At 36.0% G+C, this 25,037-nt stretch carries 22 protein-coding genes; 19 read left to right on the top strand and 3 right to left on the bottom strand.

The window, feature by feature from the left end:
* The first annotated feature begins 36 nt into the window (after nucleotides 1-36).
* The 11 genes from C2I06_RS10110 to deoC all read left to right on the top strand — a co-directional run bounded on the left by C2I06_RS10110 (nucleotide 37) and on the right by deoC (nucleotide 12,709).
* Entirely contained in the window at nucleotides 37-384 is a 348-nt protein-coding gene (locus tag C2I06_RS10110) for a DUF3679 domain-containing protein (RefSeq protein ID WP_095334257.1), read from the top strand.
* 102 nt (nucleotides 385-486) lie between these two features.
* Nucleotides 487-2,322, top strand: coding sequence for a translation elongation factor 4 (gene lepA / locus C2I06_RS10105; RefSeq protein ID WP_123257994.1), 1,836 nt, complete (start codon nucleotides 487-489; stop codon nucleotides 2,320-2,322).
* Nucleotides 2,323-2,502: 180 nt separating this feature from the next.
* Entirely contained in the window at nucleotides 2,503-3,645 is a 1,143-nt protein-coding gene (gene hemW / locus C2I06_RS10100; protein WP_095334253.1) for a radical SAM family heme chaperone HemW, read from the top strand.
* A gap of 153 nt (nucleotides 3,646-3,798) precedes the next feature.
* Entirely contained in the window at nucleotides 3,799-4,827 is a 1,029-nt protein-coding gene (hrcA, locus tag C2I06_RS10095; RefSeq protein WP_095334251.1) for a heat-inducible transcriptional repressor HrcA, read from the top strand.
* 124 nt (nucleotides 4,828-4,951) lie between these two features.
* Nucleotides 4,952-5,554 (top strand): nucleotide exchange factor GrpE, encoded by a 603-nt coding sequence (gene grpE, locus C2I06_RS10090; protein WP_275068604.1) that lies wholly within the window; start codon nucleotides 4,952-4,954, stop codon nucleotides 5,552-5,554.
* Between the two features lie 34 nt (nucleotides 5,555-5,588).
* The gene (gene dnaK / locus C2I06_RS10085) at nucleotides 5,589-7,418 is read left to right on the top strand and encodes a molecular chaperone DnaK (RefSeq protein ID WP_095334249.1); all 1,830 of its coding nucleotides are present in this window, start codon (nucleotides 5,589-5,591) and stop codon (nucleotides 7,416-7,418) included.
* 185 nt (nucleotides 7,419-7,603) lie between these two features.
* Nucleotides 7,604-8,728, top strand: coding sequence for a molecular chaperone DnaJ (gene dnaJ / locus C2I06_RS10080; RefSeq protein WP_047941309.1), 1,125 nt, complete (start codon nucleotides 7,604-7,606; stop codon nucleotides 8,726-8,728).
* 20 nt (nucleotides 8,729-8,748) lie between these two features.
* Nucleotides 8,749-9,690 (top strand): 50S ribosomal protein L11 methyltransferase, encoded by a 942-nt coding sequence (gene prmA / locus C2I06_RS10075; RefSeq protein ID WP_095334247.1) that lies wholly within the window; start codon nucleotides 8,749-8,751, stop codon nucleotides 9,688-9,690.
* A gap of 118 nt (nucleotides 9,691-9,808) precedes the next feature.
* Nucleotides 9,809-10,552 (top strand): 16S rRNA (uracil(1498)-N(3))-methyltransferase, encoded by a 744-nt coding sequence (locus C2I06_RS10070; RefSeq protein ID WP_123257993.1) that lies wholly within the window; start codon nucleotides 9,809-9,811, stop codon nucleotides 10,550-10,552.
* 5 nt (nucleotides 10,553-10,557) lie between these two features.
* Nucleotides 10,558-11,910: a tRNA (N(6)-L-threonylcarbamoyladenosine(37)-C(2))-methylthiotransferase MtaB gene (gene mtaB, locus C2I06_RS10065; RefSeq protein ID WP_095334243.1), complete on the top strand. Its 1,353-nt coding sequence runs from the start codon at nucleotides 10,558-10,560 to the stop codon at nucleotides 11,908-11,910.
* Between the two features lie 133 nt (nucleotides 11,911-12,043).
* Nucleotides 12,044-12,709 (top strand): deoxyribose-phosphate aldolase, encoded by a 666-nt coding sequence (gene deoC, locus C2I06_RS10060; protein WP_217279777.1) that lies wholly within the window; start codon nucleotides 12,044-12,046, stop codon nucleotides 12,707-12,709.
* A gap of 79 nt (nucleotides 12,710-12,788) precedes the next feature.
* On the opposite strand, the gene C2I06_RS10055 is transcribed toward deoC, so the two are convergent.
* On the bottom strand, nucleotides 12,789-13,574 hold the full coding sequence (locus tag C2I06_RS10055; RefSeq protein ID WP_095334239.1) for an AraC family transcriptional regulator: 786 nt from the start codon (nucleotides 13,572-13,574) through the stop codon (nucleotides 12,789-12,791).
* A gap of 476 nt (nucleotides 13,575-14,050) precedes the next feature.
* Between C2I06_RS10055 and C2I06_RS10050 the strand changes: the two genes are divergently transcribed.
* Together C2I06_RS10050 and C2I06_RS10045 are read left to right on the top strand one after the other, a co-directional pair.
* Complete coding sequence (locus C2I06_RS10050) at nucleotides 14,051-15,811, top strand: ABC transporter ATP-binding protein (protein ID WP_123257992.1); 1,761 nt, start codon at nucleotides 14,051-14,053, stop codon at nucleotides 15,809-15,811.
* Nucleotides 15,801-17,582 carry an ABC transporter ATP-binding protein gene (locus C2I06_RS10045; RefSeq protein WP_123257991.1) on the top strand — a complete coding sequence of 594 codons (1,782 nt, stop codon included), beginning with the start codon at nucleotides 15,801-15,803 and terminating at the stop codon, nucleotides 17,580-17,582. The genes C2I06_RS10050 and C2I06_RS10045 overlap by 11 nt, the downstream gene beginning before the upstream one ends.
* A gap of 171 nt (nucleotides 17,583-17,753) precedes the next feature.
* Here the strand turns inward: C2I06_RS10045 and C2I06_RS10040 are convergent.
* Nucleotides 17,754-19,099 (bottom strand): IS3 family transposase gene (locus tag C2I06_RS10040; RefSeq protein ID WP_095334233.1). Its coding sequence is split into 2 segments (ribosomal slippage): nucleotides 17,754-18,655 and nucleotides 18,655-19,099, totalling 1,347 coding nucleotides; the frame shifts between segments, so codons are not numbered across the junction.
* Between the two features lie 429 nt (nucleotides 19,100-19,528).
* Nucleotides 19,529-20,446, bottom strand: coding sequence for a Na/Pi symporter (locus tag C2I06_RS10035; protein WP_095333822.1), 918 nt, complete (start codon nucleotides 20,444-20,446; stop codon nucleotides 19,529-19,531).
* Between the two features lie 327 nt (nucleotides 20,447-20,773).
* Between C2I06_RS10035 and rpsU the strand changes: the two genes are divergently transcribed.
* From rpsU to yqfC, 6 genes are all read left to right on the top strand, one after another.
* On the top strand, nucleotides 20,774-20,947 hold the full coding sequence (gene rpsU, locus C2I06_RS10030; RefSeq protein WP_003152957.1) for a 30S ribosomal protein S21: 174 nt from the start codon (nucleotides 20,774-20,776) through the stop codon (nucleotides 20,945-20,947).
* A 17-nt stretch (nucleotides 20,948-20,964) separates the two neighbouring features.
* Nucleotides 20,965-21,408: a GatB/YqeY domain-containing protein gene (locus C2I06_RS10025; RefSeq protein WP_095333823.1), complete on the top strand. Its 444-nt coding sequence runs from the start codon at nucleotides 20,965-20,967 to the stop codon at nucleotides 21,406-21,408.
* A 293-nt stretch (nucleotides 21,409-21,701) separates the two neighbouring features.
* Nucleotides 21,702-23,042 (top strand): NfeD family protein, encoded by a 1,341-nt coding sequence (locus C2I06_RS10020; RefSeq protein ID WP_095333825.1) that lies wholly within the window; start codon nucleotides 21,702-21,704, stop codon nucleotides 23,040-23,042.
* On the top strand, nucleotides 23,042-24,040 hold the full coding sequence (gene floA, locus C2I06_RS10015; RefSeq protein ID WP_095333826.1) for a flotillin-like protein FloA: 999 nt from the start codon (nucleotides 23,042-23,044) through the stop codon (nucleotides 24,038-24,040). Before C2I06_RS10020 ends, floA begins: the two co-directional genes overlap by 1 nt.
* Before the next feature lie 25 nt (nucleotides 24,041-24,065).
* On the top strand, nucleotides 24,066-24,512 hold the full coding sequence (locus C2I06_RS10010) for a hypothetical protein (protein ID WP_095333828.1): 447 nt from the start codon (nucleotides 24,066-24,068) through the stop codon (nucleotides 24,510-24,512).
* A 232-nt stretch (nucleotides 24,513-24,744) separates the two neighbouring features.
* Nucleotides 24,745-25,029, top strand: a complete 285-nt coding sequence (gene yqfC, locus C2I06_RS10005) for a sporulation protein YqfC (protein WP_016202973.1) — start codon at nucleotides 24,745-24,747, stop codon at nucleotides 25,027-25,029.
* The last annotated feature ends 8 nt before the right edge of the window (nucleotides 25,030-25,037 follow it).

The following is a 25,037-nucleotide window of genomic DNA, read 5'->3' as shown; positions in this document are numbered from 1 at the left end:
CAAACTTGGTACTGAAAATAAAGGAGATTGATCAAGTTGAAACTATATACATTAGGTGCTGTCGGAATTGTTTTGTTGATGTTTATTTGTGTATTATTTGGCATGCAGCAAGCAAATAGTGGAATTCATAAAATGAAAGGGTATGAAGATGAGGGATTCCAAAGTGCTGTAGCCATAAATAAGGAGAATGGAAATTTAGAAGCATCTGTCCTTGGAGAAAATATTACTAGTCATGATCTGGATGAAAAGAAACAGCAATTAGAGGAAATGAAAGCTTTTAATTTATTGTCTAGCATCGGAAAAGGAGTAGCAGATACGATATCTTCTGTAGCAGAAAAAGGAGTCAATCTTGTTGGAGATATAATGGAAGAAAAAGAAAAATAGAAGACTGTTTAGTAAATCATTTTACTTTTCGTTGAATCTTATTCTTCACACTGCTATAATCAAAAATAGTGTACATGCGCGATTATTGTAGGAGTGAACTAAATGAACAGAGAAGAGATGTTAAAGAGACAATCAAAAATTAGAAATTTTTCTATTATTGCACATATAGATCATGGGAAATCAACCCTCGCTGATAGAATATTAGAAAAAACAAATGCACTCACAGCACGTGAGATGAAAGATCAGCTTTTAGATTCAATGGATTTAGAAAGAGAACGCGGAATCACGATTAAACTAAATTCCGTCCAATTAAAATATCAAGCAAAAGATGGAGAAATTTATACATTACATCTCATTGACACACCGGGACACGTGGATTTTACATATGAAGTATCTCGAAGCTTGGCTGCTTGTGAAGGGGCTGTATTAGTAGTTGATGCCGCTCAAGGAATTGAAGCTCAAACATTGGCTAACGTTTATTTAGCGATTGATAATGATTTGGAAATTGTTCCAGTTATTAATAAAATTGACCTACCAAGTGCTGATCCTGAAAGGGTTAGAAATGAAATTGAAGATGTTATAGGGTTAGATGCTTCTGAAGCAGTGCTGGCTTCTGCGAAGGCTGGTATTGGGATAGAAGATATCCTCGAACAAGTCGTAGAAAAGGTTCCTGCACCACAAGGAGATCCAGAAGCACCATTAAAGGCACTTATTTTTGATAGTTTATATGATGCTTATCGTGGTGTTGTTACTTATATTCGAGTAGTCGATGGAACAGTTAAACCTGGTGACAAAATCAAAATGATGGCAACAGGAAAAGAATTTGAAGTTATTGAAGTAGGTGTGTTTACACCAAAAGCAGTTAATGCCGATCATTTATCTGTTGGGGACGTAGGATTCTTAACAGCAGCAATTAAAAATGTTGGCGATACTCGAGTAGGTGATACTATCACTAATGCGAAGAACGGTGCAACAGAAGCACTGCCTGGCTACCGTAAGCTAAATCCAATGGTTTATTGTGGTTTATATCCAATAGATAGTGCAAAGTTTAATGATTTACGTGAAGCATTGGAAAAATTAGAGCTTAATGATTCTGCGTTACAATTTGAACCAGAGACATCGCAAGCATTAGGATTTGGTTTCCGTTGTGGTTTCCTAGGTTTGCTTCATATGGAAATTATTCAAGAGCGCATCGAGCGCGAATTTAAAATTGACCTAATTACTACTGCACCAAGTGTTATTTATGATGTTATTTTGACAGATGGAACAGAAATAAAAGTAGATAATCCATCAGCAATGCCTGATCCTCAAAAAATTGACAGAATCGAAGAACCATATGTAAAAGCAACGATGATGGCCCCAAATGAATATGTTGGTGCGATTATGGAATTATGCCAGCAAAAGAGAGGTGTCTTCATCGATATGCAATATATGGATGAGACTCGCGTTAAAATAACGTATGAAATTCCTTTATCGGAAATTGTTTATGATTTCTTTGACCAATTGAAATCAAATACAAGAGGATATGCGTCTTTTGATTATGAACTAATTGGCTATAAAACATCGACGTTGGTTAAAATGGATATTCTGTTAAATGCAGAACAAGTAGATGCACTTAGCTTCATCGTTCATAAGGATTTTGCTTATGAAAGAGGAAAAGTTATTGTAGAGAAATTAAAAGAGCTTATTCCGCGTCAGCAATTTGAAGTGCCGATCCAAGCTGCAATTGGGCAAAAGATTGTTGCTCGTTCTACTATTAAGGCGATGCGCAAGAATGTATTGGCTAAATGTTATGGTGGAGATATTTCTCGTAAACGTAAATTGCTAGAGAAGCAAAAAGAAGGGAAAAAACGAATGAAACAAGTTGGTTCGGTTGAAGTACCGCAAGAAGCGTTTATGGCTGTATTACGTATGGACGACAATAATACGAAAAAGTAAAAATGACAATAAAAGCATTGCATGGTCATTATGCAAGAAACTTGCTAATCGCAACATGGACTGCTATAAGTAAAGGGGTAGATGCCAGGTAGGTATCAACCTCTTTTCTTATTTTTATTGAAACAAGTAGGAGAAACTTATTGGTTAATATAGTTTAATTAATTTAAAGGTTGTGAAAAATTGATACAAGCAGCATATATCCATATTCCATTTTGTGAACATATTTGTCACTATTGCGATTTTAATAAAGTATTTTTAAAAGGACAGCCAGTTGATGAATACTTAGACTCTTTAGAGAAAGAGATGAAGCTGACCATTGAAAAATATGGACAACAAGAGCTGTCAACGATTTTTGTCGGAGGAGGTACACCAACAAGCTTATCAGCTTCCCAATTAGAACGACTTTGTGGAATGGTGAATAAAGAACTTAAGCTTCGTCCAGAGCAAGAATATACGTTTGAAGCCAATCCTGGTGATTTAACAGAAGATAAATTAAAAGCTTTGTATGAAGGAGGCGTGAATCGTCTTAGCTTTGGAGTACAGTCTTTTAATAATGAGCTACTAAAGAGAATTGGGAGAACGCATAAGGCGGAAGATGTGTTTTCATCCATTGAAGCAGCTAAAAAAATCGGTTTTAATAATATCAGTGTAGACTTAATTTATAGTTTACCAGGTCAAACGTTAGAAGACTTTCAAGAAACATTAAAGACAGCATTTACATTAGATATTCAGCATTATTCAGGATATTCTTTAATTATAGAGCCTAAAACTGTCTTTTATAACTTAATGAGAAAAGGAAAACTACCTACACCTGGAGAAGATGTGGAAGCAGGTATGTACAGCGTCTTAATGGACGAGATGGCAAGACATGGTTTTCAGCAATACGAAATTAGTAATTTTGCGAAGCCTGGATTCGAAAGTCGGCATAATCTCACATACTGGAATAATGAAGAGTACTTTGGGTTTGGAGCTGGATCCCATGGTTATGTACATGGGAATCGCTATTCTAATTATGGACCTTTAAAGAAATACATGCAGCCTTTAGAGCAAGGTGAGTTTCCGATTATGCATGAACATAAGGTAACCGTTATAGAACAAATGGAAGAGGAATTATTCCTTGGGTTAAGGGAAAATAAAGGAGTAAGTTTATCTTCATTTGAACAAAAATATAATGAAAATGTATTAGAGCTATTTGATAAGGAAATAAACAAGCTAATAAGCAGAGAGCTTATTGAAATAGAAAGTGATTATTTAAAATTAACACATAAAGGCAGATTTTTAGGGAATGAAGTGTTTCAATCCTTTATCGGAGTTCTTGAATAATCATAATCTAGGTTTGTCATGAAGTAGTATACGAGAAGGGAAAAATTTCTTATAGAAATAAGGTGCAAATTATTGACACAGCCCCTTTGTTTTTGCTACTTTATATATAGATTTAGCACTCGTTAATAAAGAGTGCTAACAGAGGTGATTAATGTGTTAACTGATCGTCAATTATTAATATTGCAGGTGATTATTGATGATTTTATTTCAACAGCACAACCAGTAGGCTCAAGGAGCTTATCAAAGAAAGAAAACATTACATTTAGCTCCGCCACTATTCGCAATGAGATGGCAGATTTAGAGGAATCTGGTTTTATCGAAAAAACCCACTCTTCTTCTGGGCGTGTTCCTTCAGAGAAGGGTTATCGTTTTTATGTTGATCATCTTTTATCACCACAGAAATTAAAGCGTTCAGAAATATTGAGAATTAACTCACTGTTTGCAGAAAAAATATACGAATTAGAAAATATTGTACAAAAATCTGCTAAAATATTGTCTGATTTAACAAATTATACTACTATTGTCCTTGGGCCTGCCGTTAAAGAAAATAAATTGAAGAAGATTCAAATTGTTCCTTTAAACAACCATACGGCCATTGCTATTATTGTGACAGACTCAGGACATGTGGAAAACAGAATGTTTCACTTGCCAGATTCTGTTCACGCAGGGGAAATAGAGAAACTAGTAAATATTTTAAATGACCGGTTAACGGGTGTGCCGATTGATAAGCTTCATAATAAAATCTATAAGGAAGTCGCTACCTTATTGAAACAGCATATTAGCAATTATGAGTATTTTATCAACTCTCTTTCTGAAACCGTGAAAATCGATACCCATGAAAAGTTATTTTTTGGTGGCAAGACAAATATTTTGAGACAGCCTGAATTTCATGATATTACAAAAATAAGAAATTTGTTAAATATGATTGAAAAAGAGGATGGAATACCAGAGCTCATTCGTAATAACTCATCCGATATTAGTATTAAAATCGGGAGAGAAAATAATAATACGGCAATGGAAAATTGCAGTATTATCTCTGCTTCTTATCGGATTGGGAATGAGCAAATTGGATCGATTGCGATTCTTGGCCCAACAAGAATGGAATATTCAAGAGTTGTGAGCTTATTAAATATATTATCGAATGACCTGACAAAAGTACTCACTAATTTGTATCAAAAGTAACTTCTGTGGAATATTTAAAAGTGTGGATTGAAGGTCTAAAGTAAGTAAAGAGAAGGTTGGTGAATTTCTATTTGCCAATCTGTCCCGTCTTTATGTAAATAATCCTTTAAGGGAGGTGAACAAGTTGGCAGAAGAAAAAGCAACGAACAATGCAGAGATGGAACAACAAGCAGCACAAGAAGACGTTAAAGTCGAAGAAACAGTTGAAGAAGTTTTCGAAGAGGCAGAAGCGTCTCCTTCCAATGAGGGAAATGTAGCTGAAGAATTAAAAGCTGCTAATGATAAAATTGCAGAGCTAGAAGCTAAATTAGAAGAAGAATCTAATCGTTATCTTCGCTTGCAGGCTGATTTTGATAATTCACGCCGCAGATCAAGGCTCGATATGGAAGCGGCTCAAACATACAGAGCGCAAAGTCTTGTCATGGACTTATTACCAAGCATCGATAATTTGGAAAGAGCATTAAAAATTGAGGCAGTAGATGAACAAACACAAAGTTTATACACAGGTGTTGAAATGGTTTATCGCGGAATCCTTGATGCTCTTAAAAAAGAAGGTGTAGAGGCTATCGAAGCAGTTGGAAAAGAATTTGATCCACATCTTCATCAAGCAGTAATGCAAGAAGAAGTCGAAGGAACGGATTCAAATATTGTGGTAGATGAGTTCCAAAAAGGGTATAAGCTTAAAGACAGAGTCATTAGACCTGCAATGGTTAAAGTAAGTCAATAAGCGTTACATATTAAAAAATAGGAGGGAAATTTCCATGAGTAAAATTATTGGAATTGATTTAGGTACAACAAACTCTTGTGTTGCTGTACTTGAAGGTGGAGAACCAAAAGTTATCCCAAATCCAGAAGGCAATAGAACATCTCCATCTGTAGTAGCATTCAAAAACGGAGAACGCCAAGTAGGGGAAGTTGCTAAACGTCAATCTATTACAAACCCAAACACTATTATGTCTATTAAACGTCATATGGGTACGGACTATAAAGTAGAAGTAGAAGGCAAAAACTACTCTCCACAAGAAGTTTCTGCGATTATTCTTCAATACCTAAAAGGCTATGCAGAAGAATACTTAGGAGAAAAAGTAACGAAAGCAGTTATTACAGTGCCTGCATACTTTAATGATGCAGAACGCCAAGCTACGAAAGATGCTGGTAAAATTGCTGGTTTAGAAGTAGAACGTATTATTAACGAACCAACAGCTGCAGCATTAGCATATGGTTTAGATAAAACAGACGAAGATCAAACTATCTTAGTATATGACCTAGGTGGAGGTACTTTTGACGTATCTATCCTTGAACTAGGAGACGGCGTATTTGAAGTAAAATCTACTGCTGGTGATAACCGTCTTGGTGGAGATGATTTTGACCAAGTAATCATCGATTATTTAGTAGAGCAATTTAAAAAAGAAAATGGCATCGATCTAAGCAAAGATAAAATGGCTCTACAACGTTTAAAAGATGCTGCCGAGAAAGCGAAAAAAGATCTTTCTGGTGTAGCTTCTACACAAATTTCTTTACCATTTATCACAGCTGGAGAAGCTGGACCACTTCACTTAGAAGTAACTTTATCTCGTGCTAAATTCGAAGAAATTTCTGCTTCATTAGTTGAACGTACAATGGGACCAACTCGTCAAGCGCTTAAAGATGCTGGTCTAAATGCATCTGAAATTGACAAAGTAATCCTTGTAGGTGGATCAACTCGTATCCCTGCGGTTCAAGAAGCAATCAAAAAAGAAATCGGTAAAGAGCCGCATAGAGGAGTAAACCCTGATGAAGTAGTTGCAATGGGTGCAGCTATCCAAGGTGGTGTAATTACTGGTGATGTAAAAGACGTTGTTCTTTTAGACGTAACACCACTATCATTAGGAATTGAAACAATGGGTGGGGTATTTACAAAGTTAATCGAACGTAATACAACAATCCCTACCTCTAAATCACAAGTATTCTCAACTGCTGCTGATAACCAAACAGCTGTAGATATTCATGTACTTCAAGGGGAACGCCCAATGGCTGCGGATAACAAAACATTAGGCCGCTTCCAATTAGCTGATATTCCACCTGCACCACGTGGAATTCCGCAAATCGAAGTTTCATTTGATATCGATAAAAATGGTATTGTAAATGTTCGTGCGAAGGATCTTGGTACAAATAAAGAACAAACAATTACGATTAAATCTTCTACAGGCTTATCAGACGAAGAAATCGATAAAATGGTAAGAGAAGCAGAAGAAAATGCTGAAGCTGATAAAAAGCGTAAAGAAGAAGTGGAACTAAGAAATGAAGCAGATCAATTAGTTTTCACTACTGAAAAAACGTTAAAAGACTTAGAAGGTAAAGTGGACGAAAGTGAAGTTGCCAAAGCAAATGAAGCAAAAGATGCTTTAAAAGCTGCTATCGAGAAAAACGAATTAGAAGAAATTCGTGCGAAAAAAGACGCTCTTCAAGAAATCGTTCAAGCTCTTTCTATGAAATTATATGAAGAAGCAGCACAAGCGGCCCAAGCTGCACAAGGTGCAGACGGCGGTGCATCTGATAAAGATGACAACGTAGTTGATGCAGAGTTTGAAGAAGTAAAAGACGATAAATAAAAGAAATAAAACCATATACGTCTAGCGAAAAGTCAAAGTCAGGTTATCTTGACTTTGACTTTTCTTTTCAATCGGAAGTTTTTTAAGCGATAATTAGGAAAGATAGCAATAAACTATTGTACTTTAGAAAAGCAAAATGATACAATAGCATCTATGTGAAAAGAATCGGGGAGTGGTAATCAATTATGGATAAACGGGATTACTATGAAGTCCTTGGAGTCAGTAAAGGGGCTTCTAAGGATGAAATAAAAAAAGCGTATCGTAAGCTTTCAAAAAAGTATCATCCAGATATTAATAAAGAAGCAGATGCAAATGAAAAGTTTAAAGAAGTGAAAGAGGCCTATGAAGTACTGAGTGACGATCAAAAAAGAGCGCACTATGATCAGTTTGGACATACAGATCCTAATCAAGGCTTCGGCGGCGGCGGAGACTTCGGTGGTTTCGGTGGTTTTGAAGATATCTTCAGCACTTTCTTTGGTGGTGGAGGATCAAGAAGAAGAGATCCGAATGCTCCGCGTCAAGGGGCTGATTTACAATATACGATGACACTATCATTTGAAGAAGCAGCATTTGGGAAAGAAACGGAAATTGAAATACCAAGAGAAGAAAATTGTGAAACATGTAATGGCACGGGAGCAAAACCAGGGACTAAGCCAGTTACATGTAAGCATTGTAGTGGTACTGGACAATTGAATGTGGAGCAAAATACACCATTCGGACGTATTGTGAATAGAAGAACATGTAATTACTGTAATGGAACTGGTAAAGAGATTAAGCATAAATGTTCAACTTGTGGCGGAACTGGAAAAGTGAAAAAACGTCGCAAAATTAGTGTTAAAATTCCAGCAGGTATCGATGATGGTCAACAATTAAGAGTCTCTGGGCAAGGAGAGCCTGGCATAAACGGCGGGCCAGCAGGAGATTTATATGTTGTGTTCCACATAAGAAGACATGACTTCTTCGAGCGTGATGGAGAAGATGTATATTGTGAAATGCCGATTACTTTTGTTCAGGCTGCTCTAGGTGATGAAGTGGAAGTACCTACCATTCATGGCAAAGTGAAATTGAAAGTACCTGCGGGAACACAGACTGGAACAAAATTCCGCCTTAAAGGCAAAGGGATTCCAAATGTACGTGGATATGGCCAAGGTGACCAGCATGTAATCATTCGCTTAATTACACCTACAAAATTATCTGATAAACAAAAACAACTATTACAGGAATTTGCTGAAGTATCTGGAGATACTCCTCGTGGAGAAGAAGAGGACAGTTTTTTCTCTAAGGTAAAAAAAGCATTTAAAGGTGAATAATCAAAAAGGAGTTGGTAGAAATGAAATGGTCAGAAATCACAATTCATACGACAAATGAAGCGATTGAACCTATTTCAAATATTTTGCATGAAGCAGGTGCTAGTGGGGTAGTTATTGAAGATCCCTTTGAATTAATTAAAGAAAGAGAAGACCAATTCGGCGAAATCTACCAACTAAATCCTGATGATTATCCAGAAGAAGGCGTTCTAGTTAAAGCGTATTTACCAATCAATAGTTTTCTTGGTGAAACAGTAGAGGCAATTAAAGAAAATATCAATAATTTAGTACTGTTTAATATTGATATTGGATTAAATAAAGTTTCCATTATGGAAGTAAATGAAGAAGAATGGGCAACAGCTTGGAAGAAATACTATCATCCTGTTAAAATATCCGAGAAATTTACGATTGTGCCTACTTGGGAGGATTATACACCGGTCCATACGGATGAATTAATCATCGAATTGGATCCAGGGATGGCTTTCGGAACAGGAACGCATCCGACAACTGTATTATGTATCCAAGCTTTGGAAAGAATAGTAAAAAAAGGCGATATGGTTATCGATGTTGGTACAGGTTCTGGTGTACTAAGTATTGCAGCAGCCATGCTGGGAGCTAAATCTGTGCTTGCTTTAGACTTGGATGAAGTGGCTGTCCGTTCTGCTAAATTAAATATTAAATTGAACAAGGTTCATGAGAAAACATCTGTCCGTCAAAATAATCTTTTAAATGGTATAGAGGAGCAGGCAGAGGTAATTGTCGCAAATATTTTGGCAGAGGTAATTGTTCGTTTTACAGATGATGTTTATCGTTTACTTCAAAAAGATGGATACTTTATTGCTTCTGGCATCATTCTTCAGAAAAAAGAAGAAGTAAAGGATGCTATTATCGCATCAGGCCTAGAAATAATAGAAACAGTACAAATGGAAGATTGGGTAAGCATTACGGCTCAGAAAAAGAGCTAATGGAAGAAAATCTTTCATAGCAACAAGCTATAAGAGTAAGCGTATATTCTAAAGGAAAAAGGAAGTTTCGTCTTACGATTCTTCCTTCTCTATTGCTTAAAGGAAAGTAGGTATTCGATTGCAGCGTTATTTTGCTAAAAACGAAGAGGATACATTTTTTATTCAAGAGGATGATTATCATCATATTGTACGTGTGATGCGAATGGATATTGACGATGAAATATATTGTGTCAACAGTCTTCAGCAGGCAGCACGGTGCAGAATAGAAAAAATTTCCGAAAACGAAGTCATTGCAAAAGTGGTACAATGGTTAGAAGGAGAAATAGAATTACCTGTTTCTGTTTCTATTGTGAGCGGACTGCCAAAAGGGGATAAGCTGGAATGGATTATCCAAAAAGGAACAGAATTAGGTGCTTTTAAGTTTATCCCTTTTATCGCAGCTCGCTCTGTCGTTAAATGGGATGAGAAAAAGGGTGGAAAAAAATTAGTTCGCTGGAATAAAATTGCAAAAGAAGCAGCAGAACAATCCCATCGAACCATGATACCAGAAGTAAGTTCTCCAATTAGTATAAAAGAGTTGATAAAACTTTCAGAAGGTTATAATGTAAAATTAATAGCCTATGAAGAAGAGGCAAGAGAAGGCGAATCGTCCGTGTTAACGAAAAGCTTGCAATCGATGACAAAAGGACAATCTATCCTTGCTCTATTCGGCCCAGAAGGTGGCCTGACTGAATCTGAAGTAGCATTATTAAAAGAGCATGGTTTTATGACATGCGGACTTGGTCCAAGAATATTAAGAACAGAGACTGCCCCATTATACCTATTGTCTGCTGTATCTTATCATTTTGAATTGATGGAGTGATAAAAATGCCAACAGTTGCTTTTCACACTTTAGGATGTAAAGTAAACCATTATGAAACAGAAGCGATCTGGCAGTTGTTTAAACAACAAGGCTATGAACGTGTAGAATATGAAAATATATCTGATGTATATGTTATTAATACATGTACCGTTACAAATACAGGGGATAAAAAGAGCCGCCAAGTAATTCGTCGTGCAGTTCGTAAAAATCCTGATGCAGTTATTTGTGTTACAGGGTGTTATGCCCAAACTTCTCCAGCAGAAATAATGGCTATTCCTGGAGTTGATATTGTAGTTGGTACACAGGATCGCGTGAAAATGCTAGAGTATATTACGCAGTATAAAGAAGAAAGACAACCAATAAATGCTGTTGGAAACATCATGAAAAATCGTGTGTACGAAGAAATGGATGTACCTGCTTTTACGGATAGAACAAGAGCTTCCTTAAAAATCCAAGAAGGATGCAATAATTTTTGTACATTCTGTATTATTCCATGGGCACGGGGATTGATGCGCTCAAGAGACCCGCAAGAGGTTATTAAGCAAGCGCAGCAATTAGTGAATGCTGGCTATAAAGAAATTGTATTAACAGGAATTCATACAGGTGGATATGGCTCAGATATGAAGGATTATAACTTAGCTAATTTACTGCGTGATTTAGAATCCCAGGTGAAGGGACTAAAACGCCTTCGTATTTCTTCTATCGAAGCAAGCCAAATAACAGATGAAGTGATTGAAGTCTTAGATAAATCAAAAATAATAGTAAATCATCTTCACATCCCGATTCAATCTGGATCAGATACTGTTTTAAAAAGAATGAGAAGAAAATATACGATGGAATTCTTTGCTGAAAGAATTACAAGATTAAAAGAAGCCTTGCCAGGGTTGGCCATTACCTCTGATGTAATCGTTGGTTTCCCAGGAGAGACAGAAGAAGAGTTTATGGAAACTTATAATTTTATTAAAGAGCATAAATTCTCTGAATTGCATGTGTTTCCATATTCAAAACGAACAGGAACTCCTGCTGCGCGAATGGATAATCAAATTGAGGAAGATGTAAAGAACGAACGAGTCCATCGTTTAATTTCGCTTTCTGATCAATTAGCAAAGGAATATGCGTCTAACTATGAAGGCGAGGTAGTGGAAGTTATTCCAGAGGAAGTCTACAAAGAAGATGGCAATGGAAAGCTTTATGTTGGATATACAGACAACTATTTAAAAGTAGTTTTCCCAGCAACAGAAGAAATGGTTGGGAAAATTGTGAAAGTCAAAATAACGAAAGCTGGCTACCCTGTAAATGAAGGACAATTTGTCCGGGTTTTAGAGGAAGTAGAAGATCAAGCTGCGATTGTTTCTTAAGTTAAGCTAGCTACAACTGTTCCTTTTTGTTTTATAAAATTAATTTTAATAACATTAAATGTGGAAGCTCTTTGTTTGTTCAAAGAGCTTGGCATATATCTTTAATTAGTACATATATCAAAGGAGAATCTTAATGAACATTGCAAAAATGATTGATCACACTTTATTAAAAGCTGATGCAACGAAAGAACAAATTGTGACTCTTTGTGAAGAAGCTAAGCAATACAAATTTGCTTCTGTCTGCGTAAATCCAACATGGGTTAAAGCTGCAAGTGAATTGCTTAATGGTACAGAAGTAAAGGTATGTACAGTGATCGGTTTCCCTTTAGGAGCATCTACTTCAGCAACAAAAGCATTTGAAACAGAAGATGCCATTAAAAATGGGGCAACAGAAGTAGATATGGTTATTAATATTGGCGCTTTAAAGGATAAAAATTTTGATTTAGTCAAAGAAGATATTAAAGCGGTTGTGGATGCGGCAAAAGGTAAAGCCTTATCGAAAGTGATTATTGAAACTAGTCTCCTAACAAATGAGGAAAAAGAAATTGCTTGTAAATTAGCAGTAGAAGCAGGAGCTGACTTTGTAAAAACATCAACAGGATTTTCAACAGGCGGAGCAACAGTTGAGGACATAACATTAATGAGAAAAACAGTTGGACCAGATATAGGTGTGAAAGCTTCTGGAGGTGTACGCAGCAGTGAAGACACGGAGAAAATGATTGCTGCTGGGGCTACTAGAATCGGAGCAAGCTCTGGAGTTGCAATTGTGAATGGTTTGACAAGCAATAGTGATTATTAATATATCCTTTTAAAAAATCCTTAGAAAACAATTATTTGTTTTCTAAGGATTTTTTTGTCAATCTATCGCTGCTGTGTCATTAATAACTTTCCATATAAATTTTTCGATAATTAGTTGGGGTAGTGTTCATGATTTTTTCGAAGTTTCGATTAAAGCTGCGAATGTTTCGATAGCCAACCATATCGGCAATTTCGGTAATTTTACTATCCGTTGTTTTTAATAATTGAGAGGCCAAGGTTACACGATGCCCATTCACAAAATCAACAAATGGTATATGCAGTATTTTCGTGAAAAATCTTGATAGGTAGGAATAATCGTATCCAAATTTTTGTGATAAATCCTTTAAGGAAAGCTCCTCGGTAAAATGATTTTGGATATAGTTCAGTAAATCATGTAATAAATAATCATCTCTCCTTGTTTCCTCTTTGAAAGATGTTTGATTTAGCAATTCCGCACAAATTAAGTACAGAACCCCTTTTTTGGCAAACATCGAACTATTATTGTTGGAGAATATCTCCTTTATCATCTCTCTTGTGGCAGCCTGTAACTGAAATATTGGATGAATTAAATCTTTGTTTTTACTAAGCTGATAAAATTGATTAACCAATTCTGGAGAAAAAACATAAATCCAGGCGTGGTTTTTCTGATTGCTTTGTAAACTATGTATTTGATTCGAAAGAATGAGAGCGTTTTCTCCTTCGTGGAGAGTATAAGATTTATCTTGTATGGTAAGCTCCAGTGTGCCTTTATCAACCATCACCAGCTCCAAGCTGCGGTGAAAATGAGGCAGGTTGGTAGGATTGAATGCTGATATACGATCAAAATCTCCATTTTGTCCAAAATAATTTGATTGATAGTATAACATTCAATGTACTCCTTTCAAGTCAAATTTTGTCCATAATTATACAATTTAAGTACTAGTTACGTCAAACCTTCGTGACTAAAATTAATCTGTGATAAGAAAAGGTTTTCTCATTTCTTATCGCATAACATTATAAAATGGTAACGTTCCCATTTATTGCGTTTATTCATGGCTAAAAAGGAGGATTATGATTAAGTCATTTGCTGCCTGTTTGTAATAATTGGAGAACAGCGCCGAGGATGGGAGAGAAAGTAAAAATGATTATAAATTTTGTATACACACCTTTACATGTTTTAAGAGATATTATTGATTTTACTTAGTGAAAAAATTTTACCAAGCCTATTAAAGGCGATTACCCATAGTTAAGGAGAAGGAAAAATCTCCTCTTCGGAAAATTTATTTATAAGTATATTTAGCTATCTTTTGAAATATTATTTTGGAAGTAAACAAATTAAAAAAAGAAAGCGTGTAGATTCCTATTGAATAATTACCAATGGATTTGGAGTTACGTAAAGAAGAATAAGAAAAAAGTAATTGTTGCATCCTTGATTTTATTAGCAAATTCTTTCTTTGTAGTGATTATTCCTATTTTAAGCGGAAGATTAATTGATGAAGTCATTGAGAATAATCAAGTCCAACTCTTAGTACCTATTTTACTAGCAATGATAGGAGCGACACTGATCAGAACTGTTACTCGTTACATCTATCAAATGTTATATGAATATGTTGGTCAAGACGCACAGTTTGATATTAGGCAAGATATGTATAAAAAGCTTCAAGAGCTTGATTTTGACTTTTTTAATCATAATAGAGTAGGTGATATTATGGCGAGAATGACTGGTGATATGGACGCTATACGCCATTTTGTTTCATGGGTCTGCTATAATATCGCTGAATGTGTTATCTGGTTTGTCGTTGCCATTATCGTAATGATGAACATCGACTGGAAATTAACGTTAGCATTACTTGCTGTTACACCGTTTATCTTTATTTTTACACAAAAAATGTCCAAAGCAGCTCATCCAGTGTTTCTAGAAATCCGTGAAAGTTTTTCCAGACTAAATTCCATGGTGGAAGAAAATATTAGCGGCAACCGAGTAGTTAAGGCATTTTCTCGGGAAGAGTATGAAATCGAAAAATTTAATCATTTTAATGATGACTATCGAAAACGTAATCTTGATTCTGCTAATGTTTCAAAAAAGTATTTGCCATGGCTGGACGGATTTGCCGGAGTATTAGCTGTCATTACTTTATTATTAGGTGGCTTATTTGTTATACAGGGGAATATGTCCATAGGTGACTTGGTTGCATTTAACGGATTTATGTGGCTTTTAAATATGCCAATGCGCATGAGTGGATGGTTGATAAATGATGTACAGCGATTTAATGCATCTTGTGTAAAAATTAGAAATTTATTAATAACGGAACCACAAATTATGGTAGAAGACAAAAAGAAAGGCAAGCAAATTGCTGGATATGTAACATTTAAAGATGTCTCTTTTGCGTTTTCCGACGACCCTGAAACCCCTATCTTAAAAAATGTTTCCTTTACCGTCCGACCGGGGCAAACTGTTGGGATTTTAGGGGAAACCGGATCTGGTAAATCAACGCTTGTTAATTTAATTGCAAGATTCTATGATCCAACAGAAGGAGAAGTATTAATTGATCAAATAAATGCAAAAGAATGGCCAGTGAGGAAGCTTCGTGATCAAATTTCGATGGTTATGCAAGACATTTTTTTATTTTCAAATACAATTGAAGAAAATATTTCCTTTGGAAAACCATATTTAAACATGGAGCAAATACAGCGTGTGGCTGCGATTGCCGATGCCCATAACTTTATCGTTAAAATGCCGGAAGGGTACGATACAATCGTAGGCGAGCGCGGGGTGGGATTATCTGGTGGTCAAAAGCAAAGAATCTCCTTAGCAAGAGCGTTAGCGAAGGATCCATCTATCTTGATATTAGATGATACAACATCTGCTGTAGATATGGAAACAGAAAGTAAAATCCAAAAGGAATTAAATCAATTGACACAAGATAAAACAACCTTCATTATTGCACACCGTATTTCATCTGTAAGGGATGCGGACTTTATTTTAGTTCTTGACAAAGGGGAAGTGAAAGAACAAGGGACACATACAGAGCTTGTGGCGAAAAAAGGGATGTATTACGATGTGTATAGAAGACAATTAGGATTAGTAGAGCAGGAAAAAGGAGGAGCAGCCATTGGCCCGTAATAAGTTTAATGTCGACGAAGAATTAGAGACCGAATTTAACTGGAGTCACTATAAACGAATTGGTGCTTATATTAAACCTTATAAGAAGGCATTGTTTATTACATTGCTAATCATCTTAACAGCCAACGTGGCAGGAATGCTCGGTCCGTTTTTTACAAAAATAGCAATTGATGAAATTATCCCAGATAAAAATATTCCATTATTAATCGGGATTAGTATTTTATTTGTTCTTTCTCTATTTGTAATTGGTATATGTATGCGGTATCGCATTCAATGGATTACGCAGATTGGTCAAAATATTCTAAAGGATATGCGTTTAGATATTTTTCAGCACTTACAGAAGCTGCCCTTTTCCTATTTTGATAATCGCCCTCATGGGAAAATATTAATCAGAGTCGTTAATTATATTAATACATTAAGTGATCTATTAAGTAATGGGCTGATAAACCTGATCTCTGATATCATCAGTGTCATTATAACGTTAATGTTTATGTTTGCCATTGACGCAAAACTAACACTATATAGTTTAGCACTGCTGCCGATTTTAGGAGTCTTAGTATGGGTAATCAAAAATATGCAGAGAAAAGCGTATCAAGTGTTAAGCAATAAACAGTCCAATATGAATGCCTATATTCATGAAAGTATTGCCGGCATAAAAATTACGCAATCCTTTGCAAGGGAAGAAGAGAATTTTGAAATTTTTGATGAAGTAAGCAATGAAACGCGAACATCCTGGCTTAAGGCAGTTTCAATCCAGTTTCTTCTATGGCCAGGTGTTCAAAATATCTCTGTTTTAACAACAAGCTTAATTTACTTCGTAGGAATACGGCAAATTGGGGTAGATGTTAGTACAGGTACACTTGTAGCGTTTATTGGCTATGTCAATAATTTCTGGAACCCAGTTATTAATATGGGGAACTTCTATAATGCGCTTATCACTGCTTCTGCTTATTTGGAACGTATTTTTGAAACTCTGGATGTTGAACCAGATATTAAGGATCAGCCAAAAGCAATCCCAATGCCAGCGATTAAAGGGAATGTCACCTTTGAACGAGTTACCTTCCGTTATGAAGAAGGGAAAAACATACTTAGTGATGTCAGTTTTCATATAAATGCAGGTCAGAGTATCGCATTAGTCGGCCCCACAGGTGCAGGTAAATCTACTATTATAAATTTGTTAAGTAGGTTTTATGATGTAAATGAAGGCAGTGTCAAAATTGATGGGGTTGATGTAAGAGATGTAACATTAAAATCTTTACGGTCGCAAATGGGTGTGATGCTTCAAGATACCTTTGTATTTTCTGGAACCGTTCTAGATAATATTCGCTATGGAAAGCTAGATGCAACAGAAGAAGAAGTGATTACCGCAGCTAAAATTGTTAGAGCACATGACTTTATAAAAGATTTAAAGGATGGATACCATACTGTGGTAGAAGAAAGAGGTAGTACTTTATCAGCGGGGCAAAGACAGTTAATATCTTTCGCAAGAGCTCTCTTAGCAAATCCCAAAATATTGATATTAGATGAAGCAACCAGCAGCATTGATACAAAGACGGAAGAACTTCTCCAGGAAGGAATTACTGAATTGTTAAAAGGAAGGACATCCTTCATTATTGCCCACCGTCTATCAACAATTAAAAATAGTAGTCAAATATTTTATGTGGATGGTGGGAGAGTTGCAGAAAAAGGCACCCATGATAAGTTAATGGCACAAAAAGGATTATATTATCATTTATATCAATCACAATATGATTTATTGAAGGTTATGTAAAAAAGGAGGGAGGGACAAAGCAAAATAAATAATGGATAAAGACGAACAATCTCTAATTTAGTGGTGAATCCAATTCGTTCCATTGCGTTACAGACACTCCCTTTCCGCGGGGAGCAACCTAAGCCTCCTCGGCAATGCAGTGACCCCTAAAAGTTAGACGCAGTTATTTCATTAGGCAACTTGTTGAAAATGAGTTCGGTATTGTACCGGACTCATTTTGAATTTTCCCTTTAACCGTTTTCTATTATAGTATTCTATATATTTTTCTAATTCTAGTTTAAAGTGGTTCACACTTTCAAATTCCTTAAAATAAAGGAGTTCTGACTTCAGTATCCCAAAGAAGTTTTCCATTACAGAGTTATCGTAACAGTTCCCTTTACGTGACATACTCTGTTTAATCCCTTTTGCTTGAAGCAAGTTGCGATATTGTTTCATTTGATAATGCCAACCTTGGTCGGAATGCATGAGTAATTGATGCCTTTTTGGTAAGGATTCTAATGCTTTTTCTAACATGTCCGAAACTAATGAATACGTTGGTCGAGAACCGATGGTATACGTAATAATTTCCCCATTAAATAAATCTAATACAGGCGATAGATACAGCTTTTCCCCAAATAACTTGAATTCTGTAATATCTGTTACCCATTTTTCATTTGGTGCGTCCGCACTAAATTGACGGTCTAAATGATTTGGCGCAATTTTACCGACTGTGCCTTTATAAGATTTATATTTTTTCATCCTCACTAGACATTTTAAACCCAGCTCTTTCATGATTCGTTGAACCTTTTTATGATTTACTTTTTTTCCACGATTCACTAGCTCATCCCGAATACGTCGGTATCCGTAACGACCTTGATGTTCTTCATAAATGGCTTGGATTTCTCTTTTTATATCGGTGTCTGGATCAGGTCGATTCATTCGTTTTACTAAATCATAATAGGTGCTGCGTGGAATGCCAGCGAGTTTTACGAGTGACTTCACCGAATACTTATGCCTTAACTCATAGACTACTTGTGCTTTGTCTTGTTTGGTGATTTTTCCTTGTTTTGAACTAAGGCATTCAACTTTTTTAAATACTCATTTTCCATTTCCAGTTGTTTTATTCGATCTTCTAGTGCTTCAAAAGAACGGTCAGTAGAACTTTGTTTATTTGAATCTTTTTTCATGGATAGACGCCCCTGTTCCTGTGACTGAAGGGCCTCTATCCCTTGTGTTTCAAACTTTCTTTTCCAAACAGCTAGAGTGGAATGCGCTGGGATATTAAAAATAGCTGCCGTTTCACATAGAGAAGTACCATTTTCAGTCATATATTGTAGTACTTCTAGTTTAAACATTTGTGTATAACTTGTACAACGTTTCATCAATGCCTCTGCACCATTGTAGTTGTATTGTCTTACCCATTTAACAATCGATTTGTGATCTATTCCAATTGATTTTCCAATTTCTCTGTAACTTTCTTTTCCGCTTAAATAGCGAGTTACGGCTTGTAGCTTCATTTCCGCAGTAAATTTGGACAAAAAAACTGCACCTCCAATTATTGTAGATAGTGTCTAACAATTGGGGTGCAGTTCACAAGCCTGTGGGGTCTTAGGCTTTGCTCTATTTCCCGCAGGAGTTGAGTGTCTTCCACTCCATTTTTAAAGAGTATTTCGTTCCAACATTTTTTTCAAAAGAAACTAAATGGAGCAGACTGAATACACGGAGACTCCTATGGGAGCTGCGAGAAAGTCCAAGACCCCGCAGGAACGAGGAGGTTTGGCGCTCGCCCCATGGAAAGCGAAGTGTATTCAGGCTGCGGGTGATTACCACATACCTTCTTTCTTAAAATAATAAAAAACACAAACAATTATACGAATTTTTTTTAATGTGTACGTATAATTGTTCGGGGTTAGATTTAGTTGAAATACTTATGTCCCACTCTCTTTTTAGCATTTCACTATAATCCATCAGCTGTGTAATCGCATAATCAATTTGCCAAAGCGCTCGGCAAAGGGTAGAACTAGGAGCGAGGACAGAACATTAAATAATAGGCTTGCATGAGCTAATTGAACATCCATTTCTGCTGTCATATTTTTGACAATAGCAGCTAAATCATTGATAAATGGATAAAACAAAATGACCCCTCCAATATTTAACCAAATATGGGCATAAGCACAGAGTTTTGCACTTTTTTCTGTGCCTATTGAGGCTAAAAAAGAAGTTATACAGGAACCAATATTAGACCCCAACATAATGGCTATAGCAATTTCAATTGGAAGCAATCCTGCTGATAAAAAGCCCATTATAATCCCAATTGTCGCTGTACTTGATTGGATTAGGGCAGTTATAATAATGCCAACTATAAGGGCGATGAAAGGACGGTCTGCTAATGAAAGGAAAAAGGAATTTAATGCAGGATGATGTTCCATCATTCCAGCGAAATATTTAAAGCCTCGCATGGTTGTAAAGACAATGGAAATACCGAATAAAATGAAGCCGATACTTCTTAATTGATATTTGTTAATGATAATCAAGAGCACACCTAGGATGGCAAGTGGCAGCAGATAATTATTCATGTTAAAAGTAATAAATTCAGTTGTGAATGTGGTGCCGATATTTGTTCCTAAAATAATCCCGATAGATTGAGGAAAGGTTAAGACTCGTGCTGAAATTAGTCCAATCGTTAAAACCATAACGGCAGCGCTGCTTTGAAGAAGTGCTGTAATAATAATAGAAACAAGTAACCCCTTCCATGGCTTATCTGTCAATTTTTCGAGCGAGTTTTTTAGTGATTGAGAAGATAAATTAAATAAACCTGTCCGTAAAAGGGTCATCCCATAAATAAATAAAAGAATAAGTATAATAAAAAGTATAAGATAAATCATTCTAGACTTCCTCCTTATCAGAACTATATGAAATAAAGAAGGCGGACATGTCATTTTTAACTAATTAATAAGGACAAACCTGGCACTTATACTAGAGGACAGAGTGTTTAAAAAAATGGATAGAGGGAAAAATACAAAAAGAGAAGGGATTGGAGGGAGAAAAAGGCTAATTCCTTATATAAAACACCTTTTTTTTACGTTTTTTTAAAACAATTTGTCTAACTAGGTCAAATACAGTTGACCTTGTAACTTTGATATATTATAATGTCAAGGTACATGGAAACCATGTTGATGTTAGTGTGTTGTGTTCGGAGGGAGGGAAAGAGAATGTCTAAAACCGTCGTTCGTAAAAACGAATCGCTTGAAGATGCTCTTCGTCGCTTCAAACGTTCAGTATCAAAAACTGGTACTTTGCAGGAAGCTAGAAAGCGCGAATTCTACGAGAAACCAAGTGTGAAACGTAAGAAAAAATCAGAAGCAGCAAGAAAACGTAAGTTCTAAGAGAGGGTGTAGCAAAATTGAGTCTTCTCGAACGCTTAAATAATGATATGAAGCAAGCGATGAAAAACAAAGAAAAAGATAAACTAGTTGTAATTCGAATGATTAAGGCTGCCATTCAGAATGAAAGTATTAAGCTTGGTAGAGATCTTTCTGAAGAAGACGAGTTATCTGTCCTTTCTCGCGAAGTAAAACAACGCAAAGACTCCCTCCATGAGTTTGAGAAAGCAGGTCGTGAAGATCTTGTTGACAAAATACGTGCGGAGTTAAAACATGTTGAAATATATATGCCAGAACAACTTTCAGAAGAGGAGTTAGCAGAGATTGTGAAACAAGCAATCGTTGATACTGGAGCTTCTTCAAAGAAAGAAATGGGAAAAGTGATGGCTGCTTTAATGCCTAAAGTTAAAGGAAAAGCAGACGGTTCACTAGTAAATAAACTTGTACAACAACACCTTTCATAAATAAGTTTATGTTTTAAAGGCTGCGGATTATATCTGCAGCCTTTTTACATAGTTAATAGATTTTTTGTTTTATCTATTTCTAATATAACATATAATAAAAATAGATGATTTTATTAAAAAAGTAACTCTGTTGCTTTCCTTCGGTAGGGCCATATCTTATCCTTTGTTTTTCTCGATTTAACGATAAAAATCATTAACTAAATAAAATTTTTAAAAAATGAAACTTTTTATTTAGTTAAACGTATACATAGCCATAACATTTTTCTATTACCATTTAGGAAAGGAGGGAGAATTTGAGAAGACAAAAGAAAATATGGATGATTCCTCTTCTTTTTATTTTTTTTCTATCCTTCATTCCTAGTATCATTTACGCTAATAATGAAGAAAAAGTATATGTAGTGCCAATAAAGGATACGGTTGAAAAAGGGTTAAGTCAGTTTATAGATCGGGCAATTACCGAAGCAGAAGAAAATCAGGCTAGTGCGATAGTCTTTGATATGCATACACCTGGCGGAGATGTGTCGGCTGCTATTGAAATAGGAAAGAGAATTGCAGAAACCGACATAAAAACGGTTACTTTTATTAACCAAGATGCCATTTCCGCTGGTTCCTATATTGCATTAAATACCGATGAGATCTACATGGTGGAGGGAGGAAGAATAGGATCCTCTGGCGTGATAGACGGACAAGGGAATGCAGCAGAGGAAAAAGCTCAATCTTACTGGATCTCTGCCATGAAAGGGGCAGCAGAAAAAACAGGGAGAGATCCACTTTATGCAATGGCGATGGCAGATAAATCTATTTCTATTCCAGGTATGAAGGAAGCTGGCAAGTTTTTAACTTTAACTTCATCTGAAGCAAAAGAGATAAATTATTCCAATGGTACAGTAAATAGTTTAGATGATGTGCTAAATCATTTAGGGTTACAGAATGCAAAGATAGAAAAAGTTGATGAAAGCTTTGCAGAGAAAATGGCAAGGTTTGTAACAAATCCTATTATCATTCCTATTTTATTATCAATTGGGAGTCTCGGGTTAATCATCGAATTATATTCACCTGGATTTGGACTGCCGGGAATAGCGGGAATATCTGCTTTATTGCTCTTTTTCTATGGTCATTTAGTTGCAGGACTTGCAGGATACGAAAGTCTCATTCTCTTTGTGATTGGAATCCTTTTAATTATACTGGAATTCTTTGTCGTCGGTGGAATAGCTGGAGCAATAGGGATTGTTGCTGTCATTGCAAGCATGTTTCTTGCAAGTGGAGATATTGCGGTCATAGGGATAAGCCTTGCAATCGCAATAGGAGTTTCGATTATAGCATCTATCTTATTAGTAAAGGTGTTTGGTAGAAAAATGAAATTCTTTAAAAAAATCATATTAACAGACTCAACCAATACAGAAAGTGGGTATGTTTCTAATCAGAACCGCAATGATTTGGTGGAGAAAACAGGCGTTACCTTAACTGCCTTACGTCCTGCCGGAGTCATACTTATTGAGGATGAAAGAATCGATGTCGTGAGTGATGGTAGTTTTATTGATAAAGGTAAGAAAGTAAAAGTAGTAAAAGCAGAAGGTTCAAGAATTGTTGTAAGGGAAATACTAACGATAGATATACAAAAGGAGGATGAGTAATGCTAGTAGGCGGATTTGAAATATTTTGGATTATTGTTGTAGTATTGGCAATTATTTTATTAGGGGTGCTATTAACGTTTGTGCCAGTAATGCTCTGGATTTCTGCTTTAGCTGCCGGAGTGAGAATTAGCATTTTTACATTAGTAGGGATGCGTTTAAGAAGGGTTATACCAAGTCGCGTTGTAAATCCGTTGATTAAAGCCCATAAAGCGGGATTAAATGTAACAATCAACCAATTAGAAAGTCATTATCTTGCCGGTGGTAATGTTGATAGGGTCGTAAATGCTTTGATTGCTGCCCATCGTGCTAATATTGAGCTAACATTTGAAAGATGTGCTGCAATTGATTTAGCAGGGCGTGATGTATTAGAAGCCGTACAAATGAGTGTTAATCCAAAGGTAATTGAAACACCTTTTATCGCTGGTGTTGCAATGGACGGTATTGAAGTAAAAGCGAAAGCAAGAATTACTGTTCGTGCTAATATTGAAAGACTAGTAGGTGGAGCTGGTGAAGAAACGATTGTAGCCAGAGTTGGGGAAGGTATTGTTTCGACAATTGGTTCTTCTGATAATCATAAAAAAGTATTAGAAAATCCAGATATGATTTCTCAAACCGTTTTATCTAAAGGGTTGGATGCTGGTACAGCTTTTGAAATTCTATCGATTGATATTGCAGATGTAGATATCGGTAAAAACATTGGCGCTGAATTACAAACAGAGCAAGCAGAAGCAGATAAGAAAATTGCTCAAGCAAAAGCAGAAGAGCGTAGAGCGATGGCTGTTGCCCAAGAACAAGAGATGAAAGCAAAAGTTCAAGAAATGCGTGCGAAAGTTGTCGAAGCAGAAGCGGAAGTTCCTATGGCTATGTCTGATGCGTTGCGTTCAGGGAATATGGGAGTAATGGACTATATGAATTTACAAAATATCACGGCTGATACAGAAATGAGAGGCTCTATCGGTAAATTAACAGATGACCAGAAAAATAAAGATGATGAGTAAACTTTAAGAAAGGGAGGGAAAAGATTTGGAAATCCTTCCAATTATAATTGCGGTTGTAGTTTTTCTCTTCTCTTCTGTTTTTGATAATAGTAAAAAAAAGCAGGTGCCCAAACCAAAGAGACCACAGGTGCCAAAACAAGTAAATGCAGAAGTGGAGAGAGAACGACAAGTCATGACTGCCCCTGTAAGGCCCAAAAAAGTGGTTCAGGAGGAAAAGCCGCTTTCTGAGCTGGAAAGGCTGCAAAGGGAAAATGCAAGTTTACAAAAGAAGATTAAAATGATGGAAAAACAACGAAATAGAGTCGTTTCAGGACCAACTTTAAATAAGAACCAATTTCCTAAAGAGTCTGAAGGCTTATTTACAAAGGATAATATTGTTCAGGCAGTAGTATTTTCGGAAGTATTAGCATCGCCTCGTTCAAGAAATCCACATCGAGCTTCAATGCAACACAGAGTAACAAATAGAAAATAAAAACAATAGAGAGTTATTATCGAGCGTTATTTCTCTTTGGAGAATTGACTTGCTAGATAATAGCTCTTTTTTGTATAAAAGGATAATTTGAAGAAAATGTCCGCGAATGCGCGATGTAAAAGTTTTTCTTAGCATAATGTAGGACTCCGTGAATATGATGATAGTAAGTGTAAGAAAGCGTACTGTCTATCCAGAGAATCTCATAAAAGAGAGGAAAGGGGGTTCTTTTTTTATGGCTAAAAAATGGGGACACAACTTGCGGAACTGGATGATAAAAAATTTAGAACTTCCTCAAGATGTCATGATGGACTTACCTAGAATCACAATGATCGGACAAATACATATTTATGTAGAGAACCACCGAGGGTTAATAACCTTTTCAGATAAAGAATTGCGATTGCTTTTAAAACAAGGGCAGCTGTTGATTAAAGGAAAAGGGTTTGTTATAAAGACAATTTTACCAGAAGAAATATTATTAGAAGGGAAAATAGATCAAGTTTTATACATAAATGAATGATTTGGGAG

The sequence above is a fragment of the Niallia circulans genome (genome assembly GCF_003726095.1).
In the GTDB taxonomy this organism is placed as follows: Bacteria; Bacillota; Bacilli; order Bacillales; family Cytobacillaceae; genus Niallia; species Niallia circulans_A.
Note: the sequence above shows the minus strand (reverse complement) of the source record. Positions and strands in the feature narration are given on the sequence as shown.